A 14,476-nucleotide genomic window follows, 5' to 3' on the forward strand; every position below is an offset into this window, starting at 1 on the left:
CAGATGAGCCGTTTAACAACACCCCGCTAACTATTCCCGCTTTCTTTCGTCTGTCCGGAACCCTCAATATTACAATAGCGCACCGTATTCCTTTGGGCCCCATTTATAAAACGGATAGTAGAACTGCGTACTGTCAGGCTGCTATGTATATTGGTAATTGTCAGGCTTCTTACAGTGTCTGTGTCATGGATTCTTCCATCAATAATCACGCTATCGGCACCGTTTAGGTCAATCATGGCCGACGGCAGGTTACCACGAATAGAACAAACCGCAGAGGGCCGTATCTGTACGGTAATGTAATTGGAAGTGCCTTCACTTGCATTGAGCTTAGCGGTGGATGTTTCCGTCGTAGCACCTGTGATGGATATTTTTATTACCCCCTGGTGAATTCCTGCATTGATGCCATCAAATGCGCTTTTAAGCGTGGTATAAATGCTGTCGTGTAAACCGATGCTTGCATTTACTGATACCTGGGCATGTATAGAGTTAGTACTTATCAGTAACAATATAAGTGGTAAGTAGAATTTGTACATGGAATAAAGGTTTAATTATTGGGGATAACGGGTTACTTAAGTTAACGAATTAAGTTTATAATCAAATTCGTGTTAGAAAAACTACTTGTCATAGTAGGGGATGGGGAAGTATTTGTGATGGATAATATGGGATTTTAATCTTTTTATTACGATGAAGAATGATGTTAGAGCTGTAGCTTTTTATTGGTATTCGGGGAAATCATATTGAATTACTACGAATCGACTCTACTTAAAAAAATATGTTGGAAGCCTGAGGGTAAAATATATAGTTAATTTGAGAAAATATGGTACAGAAAATTCCAATTTAAGCATATTGAAAAAATGGTATAAAGAAGCATTATCTGACTTTTACCATTTTGTACATTGTCGGGGTGAACCGACACATTTCGAACACTTTCATTGAAGAATTAAACATGATACCTTTTGGTTGACCCCAAAAAGGGGGTCCGAGCTATTTTCAATTGAATTTCAAACAATTAACTATCATCTAAAAGAAATATTTAAAAGTAAAGAACTGGAAGAAGGGGCAACTATTCGAAAAATTCGGATAGTTCTAACAGAAGGGACAAGAGACGTTAATAGAGAATTGGATTTTTTTATAATCTTGCCATTGCTGTTGGTTACAGAGTTAATAGCTATGAGGCCACCCAATTTCGTATATGGGATTACAAACTTTCAAAAACTCTCCAACAAGTAAAAGTATTGAAAAGTTATATTGGCATCGCTAAAAACTATTTGATAGAGAAAGAAATCAAGGAACAGGAAAGAATTGTTTATATGTATCTGGATTATGCGGAAAATCAGGCAGCAAGGCAATTACCAATGAAAATGGCTGGTTGGAACCAAAAGCTGGATGCCTTTTTACAATTCGTCGGTGACCAGACACTTTTCAAACTTGTTTATAAAGGATTTGATTAAAATCGGACAATACTGCAAAAAAGACTAAAATGATCCTTTTTGCTTGAATAAAATTATTTCACCTATTGTTTGTCATGAGCCGGCTCCAGGAGTTATTCAGCCATATTTTTTCCGTAAATTGAGCCGAATAATTAAATTATTTTGCTCATGATATATAACGCATGAAACACATTTTCTATTTAATTTCCTTTACAGCCTGTTTATCTGTACAAGCCCAGAATCAATCCTCGAAAATAGCCGCTATCAGAGCTGCATATACTGCCATCAACACAGATATTGCCTATAAGGTAGTCAATCTTGATAATGAAATCCTGTTGGAAGATCACCCCGGCGAGGTTCCTGATGGAGGAGAAGAACTAACGGGCTATTTCAAAGGAAAAGAAGTAAAAAAAATAGTTTACTTTCTTGGTATATCCAGGGGGAATTATCAATATGAATATTACTTCGACAAAGGAAAATTGTGTTTTGTTTATGAAACATTTGATACTTTCTTGCAAATACCTACCGGACTAGATTTAAGCAAAACAAAAACGATATTTGAAGGTCGCTATTATTTCGATAATAATAAGCTCATCGCCTACAAAGTGAAAGGCACATCCCCTTACAGTCCCTATGCCGCAAGTGATCTCCCACAAATGGCAGCTGATCATCTGAATAGGTTGATAAAGAAACGCTGAAAAAATACAATTCCCGAAAAAGACGAACTGGGGAAATTCTAAAGTAAGAACAACAACCAAACACTCTTAATGAGGAATTTATGTTTTAGAGATAGATGCTGAAACTTTCCAGAAACTGAAGCAAAGTACATTCAGAAAAGAAAGCTGAGATTAAGATTGGATTGGACTATTCCCAGAAAGTCAGTTCGAATTTTCCTGAACAGATGGATTTAGCAATAGACTTATCGCTACATCTCTCTGCTGTATGGTGTGCCAGCAAAGACTAATGAACAGCTTCAAAATATCGTATTTCCGGAGGGAATTTTCTATAGTTTGTAAAATAGGGCATTTGAACTGAGAATGTTAACAGTCTCTTTACGCTCATCGCAAGCCTGAATGAGATTTCAGGGGATATAAAAAAAGACAGAGTAGTATTTCTACTACTCTGTTCAGCCAAGTCGGGGCGACCCGACACTGTTCGAACTTTTTTATCGAAGATTTGAGCAATACTATAAAGCACATGGAAAAGAGAGGCTGACTACAACTTATTATAATTTATAAATTGATTTTAAACACAATACAACTTATTGCTAATTAGCTTTTTAACTGTATCTTTCAACCCTCAATATTCCATCTATGAAATGTTTGTTTCTGATCCCTGTATTTTTGATTCTGGGCTTGGTTGCCTTTGGGCAAATAAAAGTTACCTCTCAGGGGCCAATATTTTCGAACGACGATAATCCTGGCATACAAAGAGTGTTACTTATGAAAAATGGCCAGACGTTTTATCTCTGTCTGAGTAAAGAATCATTGGTCGTTAGAATTTACTCTTCAAAGTTTACGGTAAAAGCTAACAAGAAATTATCTCCCCGTCTTGGCAAGGCATCCAGCTTTAAGATCAAAGGCCTATATGATATGAATGGAGATGTCATTCTATTGGTGAGTGCCGTGGTAGAGCACCAGTTAAAGTTGCAAAGAGTGATCATTGATGGTAATACAGGGGCTTTAAAGGACCAGCGTATTATTGGTGAGCTAGAGAAGGTCTCTTATTTCAAACTGGGTGGTGTGGCCTTTGGCGATGTGCCTGATCCAGATTTCTTTTCAGAAGAAATGCCGGAAGGGAATGGGTATGCGGTAGTGGCCATGAATAGTTTTCAGCCAGACAGAAGCAAGCGTATTGTTGTTTCTATATATGGTATAGATAACAAGGAGCTGAGCCATGCATTTTACAAATCTCCGGAGGAGAGGTATAAGTATATGCAATACTTAGGTATGGCCCCTATGGAGAAGAATAAGCTAGGGATACTGGCTTATGGTTATAATACATCATCCTCAGGTGGCAAAGAGTGTGAGTTGATATATGGTACACTTACTACAGGTGATACGACGCTGGAAATAGATAAACTGGGCACTTCCAAAAGAGCCTCTTCTTTTTCGATAGCGAGTTATAATGCATTGTCGAAAAAGATGTTGGTTGTAGAAAAGGTGGATAAGGAAGGATATACCTCAACGGTAGTAGATCCTTATAGTAAGACTGCTATTACAAAGATGAAGCTGAATAAGGAGCGGAACGATCTCCCAAGGAATATTTTTCCAAATGAAGATGGCTCCTTTACTATTCTGTATGAAGAATATGAGTTTTTTACAAATAATGGTCCTATCGTTAATTCCAGTCATTCACATTATGGAGACTTTTCCGTGAGTCTTATATCAAAAGATGGCACGCAGGAAATAGCAAATTATACTGTCCCCAGGAATTTCTGGCCCAAGCTGGGGAAAGATTTCCCATTGCCAGAACTAGCTGGTTATCTGAGTGCGGGCGGAAATAATTACCTGCTTTTAAATGATGATGCTGATAATGTAGAGCGTGTACAATCAGGGAAAAGAGTACATAGAGTAACCACGATGGATGATTGGAATGGATATTATTACACCCTGAGCGGGAAGGATGAAGTGCCGAAGGTGACTTCTCTTTTTGGAGAACCGGATGAAAAGCGGGTACATAATATGGGGGCTTATGCAGCTAGTGATTATAGAAAAGAAACAGGAATGTATGTAATAGTGAAACTAGAGCAGAGAGGGAAGGATACGAACTGGCGAATGGTATGGATGAAACCATAAATTGAAAAGGCGGTTTCATTCTTCAAAATGACATAACGCATTAATTTGATAATCATATATTTATGAGTTATTCCGCGAGTTAATTTAAGTATAAATTTTACTCAGGGAATAACTCACATAATAACTTGATATTCTTTGATAGAACAAAACCGGAAGAAAGGAGACCAATTGATCTCCTTTCTTCCGGTTTTATGTCGGGACGACTGGAAGAATTTCGAACGATTTTATTGAGGATTTACGTAGAGTTTTGCAATACTTCGAACAAAATGGCATAAGGTGACAAATAATTACATTAAAATTTGACGTTGATTGTTTGTTAACTGTTTTTATGGGTGCCGATATTGTTTACCTTATGGAAACGATTGATGCCGTTGGTGGTGACTTGAACACCAGTAATCATTCAGCAAAATAAGTGAATCGTCCAGGTAAAACCGTAATCTGTTAACCAATCACATATTCTGTTCAGCGACCTTTGTAGTAATTAAAACAGAAGCCACTAATGAAGTGGATTCTAAAAAATTCAAAGTGGAAATTATATGAAGGCTGAACAAAATAACAAGATTGAAGAAACCACAGTTGCCATCATCGGCGCCGGAGTATCCGGGCTAACGTTGGCAACTTTCTTACAAAAATCCGGTGTCCCCTGCATTATTTTGGAGCGGCGCGATCGCGCCTACATTGAAACAAGGCAGCGCGCAGGTGTTGTTGATGCGCGTGCGGTGCGCATGTTTGAACAATGGGGATTGGTAGACAAGTTGCTTAGCGGACCTGTGGCCCAGACTATTGATTATCGACTCAATGGCATCAGCCGTGTATTTGATGCCATAGCAGATGACGGCATTCAAAGCCGGTTCTGTACCCAACAGATGCTCGTGGGAAACCTGTTAAAGGAACTGATCGATGTGATGGAAGGCGACATCCGTTGGAACGTAAACGACATAACGATCCATAACGAAGAAAGCGAACGTCCGCAGATCACTTATTTCGATGCAGAAGGTCGGCATCAACTTGTCTGCACCTACATTGTGGGATGCGATGCTGACCGCGGTATGAGCCGACTATCAATTCCGGATGGTATATTGACCACATACAGTCATGAGTTCGGATATGCATGGCTGGCTGCGCTTGTTGAAGCGCCTGTTATAGGGCATCCGATCATGGGTGTCAGCGATCATGGCTTTGTAGCCCAGCTTCCAAGAGGCCCTCAAAGAAGCCGGTATTACCTGCAATGTGCGCTGAGTGACGGACCTGAGGACTGGTCGGATCAACGGATTTGGGATGAAATTCGTTTGCGACTGAATGATAGTACGATAGAGAATGCTGTAGTACACAATAAAGATTTCATTCCGCTACGGTCTGTGGTCCATTCACCAATGCAATACCGGAATTTATTTCTTGTAGGAGATGCTGCGCATCTTGTGCCTCCCGTAAGTGCTAAAGGAATGAATCTCGCTCTTTTCGACGTAGATATTCTGTCCAAAGCGCTACTGCAAGCTGTAAAAGACCATAACACATCGGCATTACAAAACTATTCCGAAACCTGCCTTCCTCATATCTGGAACTATCAGGATTTCGCTGTCTGGATGGCTGATACCATGCATGATGCCGGAGACCTTACGCTGAATGGTACCTTCCGCCAGATGACCGCCCGGGCACGCCTGGATAACTTGTTTAAATCTGATACGGCAGCTCGTATACACAGCGAATACCAGCGGGGAATGAACTGAGGCTGAAAAGCAAATATTGATATTTTGATAAAAACATTAAATGGTGAGACACAATTTGTCCACCTTTTAATGTTATTTGCAATATTATAGCTATGATTTTCTGGTGATCCTATTTTTTCCTAGTGCCTGCTAATGAATTAACAATAATTGATATGGGTAAAAAAGAAGGGATACCAGTTCACCGCATGGATGATTGGTTTTCCGGCGTTTATATAAAGCCGATGCATGTGAATAGGTTAGATCGTCCGGCATACGAAAAATCCGAACCTCACCGACATGATTTCTATTATTGTGTATTGTTGGAGAAAGGGAAAATAGAATTAGAGATTGACTTTGAAAAAATTCATTTAACCGACCATACCCTTTTTCTTTCCTATCCCGGACAGATCCATCGGATTGTTTATGCACAAATGGAGCATGGCTGGTTTTTGGCTTTTGATCCTTCCATACTGGATGAACAGCTAAAAAGCATATTAGATCAGTGCTTGTCAGAAGTTATGCATGTTCCGATATCTTCGGAACAATCGACCGGTTTATCCTCGTTCATTGAGCATTTATATTCAATTTATAATAACTCAGCTCAACTGTTTCGACAAACGATCACACAGTCTATGGTGACTGCGTTCGTTTATCAGGTCGCATCGGCTTACTTGTCTATGGAACGGTTCAACCTTATCAGGCATTCCGCACGCAGTATAGAGATTACAAAAACTTTCAGGCAAATACTACGTCATCATTTCAGATCAATGAAAAAGCCATCAGCCTATGCGGCCAAAATGAATATCACGGCAACATACCTGAATGATACTGTCAGATCTGTTACAGGGTTTTCGGTTACTTATTATATACACCATGAATTGATGCGTGAAGCCAGGCGGTTATTATACCATTCCGATCTTTCGATAAAGGAAATTGCAGGCACGCTGGGTTTTGAAGATGATAAATATTTCAACCGTTTATTCCGTAAGGTAGTCGGAGTTTCTCCGGGAGCATTCAGAAAAACAAGCGAAACATCTGTTCATTTATAATATTCGGTTTGGTATTGATTTTTGAGGGGGGGGGGTGGGGGATAGATTCTGTTTGGGGGAAAGGTAAAATTCGATTTCTACCTTATCACACGTTATGAAACGTCCGTATTCAGATTACATCTGGTTCCTCAATGGAAATCGCTTTTACTTTCAGGTATATTTTGTGCATGCAAGGTAATTCTGCCTTTTGAAACTAGAATTTTAAATGCGCAATAGTAATCTTCCAACTGATTTCAGAATAAATCAAACATAAAATGGGTAGAATCTGGTATAAACTTACCTAATTCTACCCATTTTTATCTAAGTCGGGGTGACCCGACACTTTTCGAACTTATTCGGAGCAGATTTGAGCATAATTGAACAATTTTGTTCAAGAATAGCATAATAGTTCGAAATAAATAATTGACTTTAATATCATAATTAACACGTTGGGGTTTCGCTATTAACGGTGCTATTGAAGATATGACTCTAGAAGAAGCCCGACAGCATTTTAGGTAAGGAGGCATTCTATTATTTTCTAACCAACGTATCTATCTTATATCCACTTCCATTACTAAGTGAATCTTTTGATATCGGTACCAACTTATTCGCTATTACAACAAAATTCAGAATAAAAGGATAATCAAATGATTTCAACGTCAATGTATCAGTACTTAAGGTCCAACTACCAAATATTGTATGGTTATAATTATTCATTCTATAAAACCCCTCAACCTTACATTCAAATTTACCATTATCATTTAAGGTTAATTTCCATTCCTTCCAATCTCCATCCATGCCTCTATTTCCTGCTTTCCCGACATAAGTTCCTAATATGCCAAACTGATAAAGTGGGAACAATGCTAAAAGGGTCAAATATTTCATCATATAATATCAATTAGAACTTTAAGTTATTAAAACCGTAGTTGATTTCTTCAAAAATTTCTTCCCATTAACGCACACCTCATCCCCTCTGTAATACACGCATCTCCAACAGTGATCACCATTGAAAACTCTCGAAAGAAGTGGCATGCTTTGAGCAGATCATTGCGGATTCACCTACGCCAGGCAAATCGTTTGATTATTAGTCTATAGCTATAAAACATAGCAGGATATTGAGTCTGAAGTATTCTATGGGGAATTCGGTAGAAAGTTTGTTAGCACCTTATCATCTGGCACTTGATTATTTTGTGAAGGTTGGGATAAGGATGATCCTGTGCGTAGGTTCCCATATTTGCCGCCAGTTTCCTTCAGATTCGCAGTCGCCCACGACAACCTTGCTCTTGGCTAACCCTTCCTACTGCAAAGTGGGTTCGGGACTTACGCTCTATAGCAGATCGCCATGCCTGGCGCACTAAAAAAGAGAACCCGCTCTGAGAGCGGGTTCTCTTTTTCCAGTCGGGGCGGCAAGATTCGAACTTGCGACCTCCTGCTCCCAAAGCAGGCGCGATAACCGGACTACGCTACGCCCCGTTTCCACTCACTATTTTTCGTAGTTGGGAGTGCAAAAATAATAACCTTTTTTCAAGTTGCTAAACTTTTTTTCAAAAAAATGTACCTGACCACCTAAAATGGTCATTTATGACAACACATATCCCGGAGTTTATCCCTTCAAATACTTGTTTAATTCTTCCACTAACAGGTAAACCGTGGTGCATGGGCATTGGTCTGAGTAATTCCGATCCCCCCGATAAGCTTCATGAAGACGTCTGGCACGACGAATAGCAAGATGCTGTGAAGCCCCATTTAATCCTTGATGTCGATCATAATGTCCTTTACAAAAAGCTATTGCCTTTGCCTCATTATGAAAGCTATCCAGTTCCCATCTATCTTTTAGAATTGTATATAAATCCCGTCGGTTTACATTCGCGTTAAGCTCAACATAATGAAGTGCAAACCAGAGTTCAAAAGCATCATTTGACCATGCCACTTTCTGACCATTATCCTGCGCTCTTTTAATCGAGCCATTGAAATCGTTAATCGTTCGGCTGAGTTGAAGCTTCGTCTGGTTTAACATCATAATCAAAAACTCACCAAATCTCGCGTCCTGCATGTTCTTCCTCTTGTTGCATTTTTAATGCATAATCTACAAGGGAATTTTTGGTATTCTTCCCTCCAATTATTAAAACAGTTTTAGAAGGAACAGGAAAGCTTTGAAAGTAAAATGGCTCAGTATTCTCCCCTTCACAAATGATCAGAAATGTTTTGTTTTTATCAATTTGCTCCTCTTTATAAGCATTGCCCCCGATAAAATTAATTGAACGAAGATATGCCTCATTAACCCGGGCCTTACTGGGTTTATTATATCCCATCCTGATCAGATTTATGCTTAACTACCCAATCAATTTTGTCCAGATAAGGTATAGCAGAATAAGAACCGTTCAAGTATTCTTTATCATAAGAGGCATCTTTTCTAACCCCTTTATATTCTATTAGATTAGTTAAAGTACTAATACCATACTTATCTTTATTTACAAAACAAATTTGATCCCTCCTCAGCTTTGCCCGTTTTAGCAGACTTGCATCATGAGTTACAAAAATTAATTGTGCATGCCTGGGATTAGTTTCAGAATTATTAAAAAGCTCAACAATCTTTAAAGTCAGATTAGGATGAAAGCGCGCGTCAAACTCGTCTATAATAATGATTCTTCCCTCCCATAGAGCTTCTAATATAAGTGCCCCAACACTAAATAGTTTCGCAGTTCCTTCAGATTCCCATTCCCCAAAAGGAACGATAATCTTATCAACAACCTCTCCTTCTTCGTTAAATTTGGAATGAACAGAAAAAAGACTGACCGGCTTTCTTTTATTGCCGTCCATGGAAGTGCTGATTTCCTTTTTCATTTCCAATTCAACTAAATGTTCTGGTAATTCAGCTATTTCCAAATCTTCAATCCCAGTATCTGCAGCCCTTAACAGACTTTTAATGGCTTCCTTCTGCTGCTCGTCACCTTCAACCATGGCAGTCATCGCATATTTTAATGCAGAGTCATCATAAACTCCATCAACTGCCATAATTCTACGTATATCATCCCGAATGCCACCTAAAAATTTATTTCCCGAAAGCGCAGCTGCGGTCAGAAAAAGAGAATCAGTTCGAAAAAGCTCACTATCTCCACTTTGGGCCTGCTTAATAAAATTATCCATGGCAGGCAATTCCTTTTCATTGATATTCATGCGTTCAGGAGTTCGCATAAATATTTCTGCCTGATGCTCGCCTGTTCCTGAATACAGCCACTCATAGGTTACCTTACCACTCAAAATTTGAAAACCGTAGCGGTAAACTATACTTTTGTGCAACATGATATATTGGAAAAATACAGGTTAGTCATCCCAGTTTGAAAGTAGCTGAAAACGATCATTCCATAAACCCTTTGGAATACCTTCTACAGCAACCGATCTGCTAACCATAAAACAAAAAGCAGCCATTGCTTTGGCAAGATTACTCTTTCCACTGGCATTACTCCCAAAAATCGCCTTCGATTTCAATAGTCGTAATGACTGCTCCTCAAAAACATGCCCTTCTTCTAATCCACTATCATTACTACGCAATGGGGTGGCTTCAAGGCTAAATTTTTGAAGATCTCTGAAAGACCGGAAATTCCCAAAGTGAAATTCTATAAACATAAAAAAATCTACCTTGTTTATTTGTGAAAAATCACAAATGATGGTTTTTAGGTCTTGGAAAGCTACTTTTTTAACCAACTACCTCTCACCCTTATTCTCAAGAGTCGAGAATAAATTGATTTAAATGAAACGTTCTTTCATTCTTAACAATACAGAATTTGAAATAGCAAATGAGGAAATGCTGGTTAACAGTTCAATCTTTAAAAATTATCAGATTATGCCGAAGTAATAACAAATAACCTAATGGCTTTGGCCCCTGTAATTGATAAATTATTATGTGCTGATTTTTTCGATGCCTGTAGATGGTAACAAACTATACCAAAAGACCGGAAAAAGGAGATCAGTTTCCCGATCTCCTTTTTCCGGTCTTTTGTCGGGGTGACCCGACACTTTTCAAACAATTTTATCAATGATTTACTTAACCTGATAACTTTATATAATAACGTATTATTTCAGAAAACTAATGCAAATCCTAAGGAACTATCTCCACATTTTTAGACAAACACCAAACATACCCTATTGATTCCTTTATCCTTACTACTGCAGCTTCTTTAATTGCTATTTCTATCCATGCGTCAACCTGTTTGGGGGTTAGGTGTAATGTATCTACAATTTCAGTTTTAGCAACTGGCTTATTTTTAAAATTATTAAACCAAAGAGCTATAAATAATTTAAAGAAATCTAAATCAGTTAATTTTATTTGCATAGTTTCTTTAGCTAATTCAGAATTAGCGCTCTCAACTGAAAATGTCTTTTTATCTGCCGAAATTCTACTTGTTTCATTTGCTTCTCCTGAAAATAAAGTAAGCTCATCTTTAGGCTGGCAGGTCTGAACCAAATCCGCAATTACAATACTATCGCCCTCAGGTATCCACCTACCTCCAAGTTTTACAATCTCCTGATTACCTTTTTCGGCAGAAGGATAAACCCAAACCGGAGCCCATTTATTCTTAAGATTTTCCTTTGCGCCTTCCCATGTACCTCCTTTTATATCAGATTTTATTACCACTGTAGCCTCTGACATCGCATAAATTAACTTGTTCCGCCCCATAGCATTTCCTGCATTGAAACTAGCTTCAGGATTATACGGAGATATCAGAACAAGTTTATTACTACTTATATAATTTCTATATTCAGAACTCGTAGACTTCTTTATTAAAGAATCAGCTAAAATACCTACGCAACTTCCTCCTCCAGAAAGTGAACCAATCATCGCAGCCTCATCAACACCTTTTGCACCACCAGATACAACACCAAATTTTTCCGAAGAAATATCCTGGCCAATTTTATGTGTTAAATTTATATCAGAATCACTTACATTACGGGATCCTACAACTCCAATATATTTTTCTTTTAACAACTGCGGATTTCCTACTCCAAAAAGAATATTTGGCGCTAAGTCCTTTAATTTTTTCCTGAATGACTCTGGATATAAAGCATCTCCTCTACTGATAATCCAAATTCCAGCCCTTTGCCATTTCTCTAAAGTTATAGCTAATGCAGCCTTTCTTTCCAATAATCCTATTAAACGGCTTTTGCTAATATTCTGGTCATTCCATTCTCCAAAAAGTGAAACAACATTTGTAGTTAAAAAATCTTCCGGATTCAAATTTTTTGTTTGCATCCATCTAACCAACCTATTCCATTCTGTGAGTGATAAAGGTTTATTCAGCTTATCAAGCTCTTTTGCGAAATAACATGTAAATAATAATATTGCTTTTGTTCTTTCACTCATTATATTATATTTTTAACTTACAGTAGTAGATGTAAGTGCCAAAGGATAGACGGGACCACTACCTGCATTGCGTAATAAAGCTGCTATAATTGTAAAAGTCCATCCTGAATCAATTGCATCATCTATCAAAAAAACCGGTCCGTCTAATATATTCTTATTAATCTGGAATGCTCCATCCAGATTATGGCATTGAAAGTAACTATTTTGTTGCTCTTTCTGAACACCAGTTTCTCTGATTTTCTCTACAACCGGGTAAAAAGGTAGTTTCAACTTCTCCGCTAAACGTTTTGCGAAATCGGGAATCAGCTCAGGGTGTTTGGTAGATGGTACACATGTAACCCAGGTAGGGTAAAATGTTAGCTCCCATCGTTGAGTGATCATCTCCACAATAGCGTCTACTAATTCTTCTCTAAAATGGCCATTGTGCTTATCGGCGGCTACAATTTTCCCCCAACCAGCATCCTCCCATCTCGACAACACTTTTCCGACCTCTGCTAATAAATGCGTTGGTAAGTTCCCTCTCCATCCATAAGTAGGTAAAGCGCCGACAGCAATTTGCTTACGAGGTTTAATATCAAATTCTGAATGTTTTAAAAATAACGAAGCTGTTATAATATTTTCATGGGATGCTGTTTCCGGGAAAATTGCCTTTCCCAGGCATCTGCTACATTTACCACAACGTTTGATAACAGTATCATCCAATGACGTTTGTAAATAATTCATTAAACAATCCCCATAATCTATATAGCGTTCTACCTCATTCCACTCTTTTCTTTTCTGTAAGGTAAGTCTGGCAATTTTTTCCTTATCCAATTTATATGGCGCAGGCGTTCTAAACCATTTCGTTCCGGTTTTAATAACAGGAGAAGGAACTTCAACATTAACATATTTCAATACCTGCTCTATTTGTCCTTTACTTAAGTTAATTCTACCAAATAAATCATTAACTGATAATCCATTATTTTTAGCAATCTCATCTAATATCAGATTTATCCGATCCTCAGCAGGAAAAGCTGAAGCCATAAAATGTTCATGAATTTCGTTATCCTCTTCTCCTGAAAGTAAAATACCATAGGCCTTCTTAATCGCCCTTCCTGCTCTACCAACCTGTTGATAATAAGAAATTATTGATCCCGGAGCCTGGTAATGAATAACAAATCCCAGATCTGGCTTATCATACCCCATTCCAAGTGCAGTGGTGGCAACTAAAACCTTAATTTCACTACTATACAACAAATCTTCAAGATGTTGCCTATATGCATCGGAATCCTCAAAACCATCATTTTCAACACCAGAAAAATATGCAGCAGTTTCAATACCAGCTTCATTTAGAAACTCTGATACCTGCATAGCATCTCGCTTAGTAAGCGTATATATTATCCCACTACCATCCAGAGTGGGAATATTTTCCTTCAACCAGGCAAGCCTTACGGCCTGGTCTTTCATTTTAATATTTTGAAGTACAAGGCTTTCTCTTACTAACGATCCTCTGATAATGTTAATACCTCCTAACTGAGAAACGATATCCTGAACAACCCTATTATTTGCAGTAGCAGTCGTTGCCAGGATGGGTAAGCCGACAGGCATTAATTGTAAAATACTGGTAATCCTCCTGTAATCAGTCCTAAAGTCATGCCCCCAGTCAGAGATACAATGGGCTTCATCTACTACGAACAAACCTACCCGGCTTGCAACCTCAGTCAGAAAATTCTCTACAAAGCCCTCATTAGCCAGCCTTTCAGGAGAGATCAACAATGCATCAACATCATCACTTAAAACCTGACGCTTAATATTATCCCAATCATTAGGATTAGTGGAATTTATCGTTACTGCTTTAATTCCTAATCTTGCTGCAGACTCGATTTGATTACGCATTAAAGCAAGTAATGGAGAAATAATTATTGTTGGCCCTTTACCCTGATCTCTGAGTATCCGGGTGCTTATAAAATAAACCGAACTTTTTCCCCACCCGGTTCTTTCTACTATAAGCAGTTTATTACCATGATTAACTAACAGGTCAATTGCCTCCCATTGGTTGTTTCTAAATTCCGCAGTAGGATCACCCAAAGAGGTTCTCAATAATTGTAGGGATGAAAGTTTATTCATATGTGGAGTATAAAACAATTACAATTCTAATTATCCAAATATACTT

13 protein-coding genes and 1 tRNA gene are annotated in these 14,476 nt (G+C 38.3%); 5 read left to right on the top strand and 9 right to left on the bottom strand.

Annotated features, from left to right (window positions below):
* Positions 1–26 precede the first annotated feature (26 nt).
* On the bottom strand, positions 27–533 hold the full coding sequence (locus QQL36_RS04685) for a hypothetical protein (RefSeq protein WP_321569124.1): 507 nt from the start codon (positions 531–533) through the stop codon (positions 27–29).
* Positions 534–1,190: 657 nt separating this feature from the next.
* Between QQL36_RS04685 and rhuM the strand changes: the two genes are divergently transcribed.
* The 5 genes from rhuM (at position 1,191) to QQL36_RS04710 (ending at position 6,983) form a co-directional block, all read left to right on the top strand.
* A complete protein-coding gene (rhuM, locus tag QQL36_RS04690; RefSeq protein WP_321570540.1) occupies positions 1,191–1,451 on the top strand; it encodes a RhuM family protein in 261 nt (86 codons plus the stop codon).
* Positions 1,452–1,612: 161 nt separating this feature from the next.
* Positions 1,613–2,128, top strand: coding sequence for a hypothetical protein (locus QQL36_RS04695; protein ID WP_321569125.1), 516 nt, complete (start codon positions 1,613–1,615; stop codon positions 2,126–2,128).
* 744 nt (positions 2,129–2,872) lie between these two features.
* The gene (locus QQL36_RS04700; protein ID WP_321569126.1) at positions 2,873–4,228 is read left to right on the top strand and encodes a hypothetical protein; all 1,356 of its coding nucleotides are present in this window, start codon (positions 2,873–2,875) and stop codon (positions 4,226–4,228) included.
* A gap of 536 nt (positions 4,229–4,764) precedes the next feature.
* Positions 4,765–5,955: a 4-hydroxybenzoate 3-monooxygenase gene (locus tag QQL36_RS04705; RefSeq protein ID WP_321569127.1), complete on the top strand. Its 1,191-nt coding sequence runs from the start codon at positions 4,765–4,767 to the stop codon at positions 5,953–5,955.
* 152 nt (positions 5,956–6,107) lie between these two features.
* Entirely contained in the window at positions 6,108–6,983 is an 876-nt protein-coding gene (locus tag QQL36_RS04710; RefSeq protein WP_321569128.1) for a helix-turn-helix transcriptional regulator, read from the top strand.
* A gap of 510 nt (positions 6,984–7,493) precedes the next feature.
* Here the strand turns inward: QQL36_RS04710 and QQL36_RS04715 are convergent.
* From QQL36_RS04715 to QQL36_RS04750, 8 genes are all read right to left on the bottom strand, one after another.
* Positions 7,494–7,850, bottom strand: coding sequence for a hypothetical protein (locus QQL36_RS04715; RefSeq protein WP_321569129.1), 357 nt, complete (start codon positions 7,848–7,850; stop codon positions 7,494–7,496).
* A 510-nt stretch (positions 7,851–8,360) separates the two neighbouring features.
* A tRNA-Pro gene (locus tag QQL36_RS04720) sits at positions 8,361–8,435 on the bottom strand.
* A 130-nt stretch (positions 8,436–8,565) separates the two neighbouring features.
* A complete protein-coding gene (locus tag QQL36_RS04725; RefSeq protein ID WP_321569130.1) occupies positions 8,566–9,015 on the bottom strand; it encodes an RloB family protein in 450 nt (149 codons plus the stop codon).
* Positions 8,993–9,274 carry an RloB domain-containing protein gene (locus QQL36_RS04730; protein WP_321569131.1) on the bottom strand — a complete coding sequence of 94 codons (282 nt, stop codon included), beginning with the start codon at positions 9,272–9,274 and terminating at the stop codon, positions 8,993–8,995. The genes QQL36_RS04725 and QQL36_RS04730 overlap by 23 nt, the downstream gene beginning before the upstream one ends.
* Positions 9,264–10,265, bottom strand: coding sequence for an ATP-binding protein (locus QQL36_RS04735; protein WP_321569132.1), 1,002 nt, complete (start codon positions 10,263–10,265; stop codon positions 9,264–9,266). The genes QQL36_RS04730 and QQL36_RS04735 overlap by 11 nt, the downstream gene beginning before the upstream one ends.
* A 21-nt stretch (positions 10,266–10,286) precedes the next feature.
* A complete protein-coding gene (locus QQL36_RS04740; RefSeq protein ID WP_321569133.1) occupies positions 10,287–10,589 on the bottom strand; it encodes a hypothetical protein in 303 nt (100 codons plus the stop codon).
* Between the two features lie 472 nt (positions 10,590–11,061).
* Positions 11,062–12,324, bottom strand: coding sequence for a DNA-processing protein DprA (locus QQL36_RS04745; RefSeq protein WP_321569134.1), 1,263 nt, complete (start codon positions 12,322–12,324; stop codon positions 11,062–11,064).
* Positions 12,325–12,336: 12 nt separating this feature from the next.
* On the bottom strand, positions 12,337–14,430 hold the full coding sequence (locus QQL36_RS04750) for a RecQ family ATP-dependent DNA helicase (RefSeq protein ID WP_321569135.1): 2,094 nt from the start codon (positions 14,428–14,430) through the stop codon (positions 12,337–12,339).
* Positions 14,431–14,476 lie beyond the last annotated feature (46 nt).

The organism is Chitinophaga sp. LS1 (assembly GCF_034274695.1).
GTDB lineage: Bacteria > Bacteroidota > Bacteroidia > Chitinophagales > Chitinophagaceae > Chitinophaga.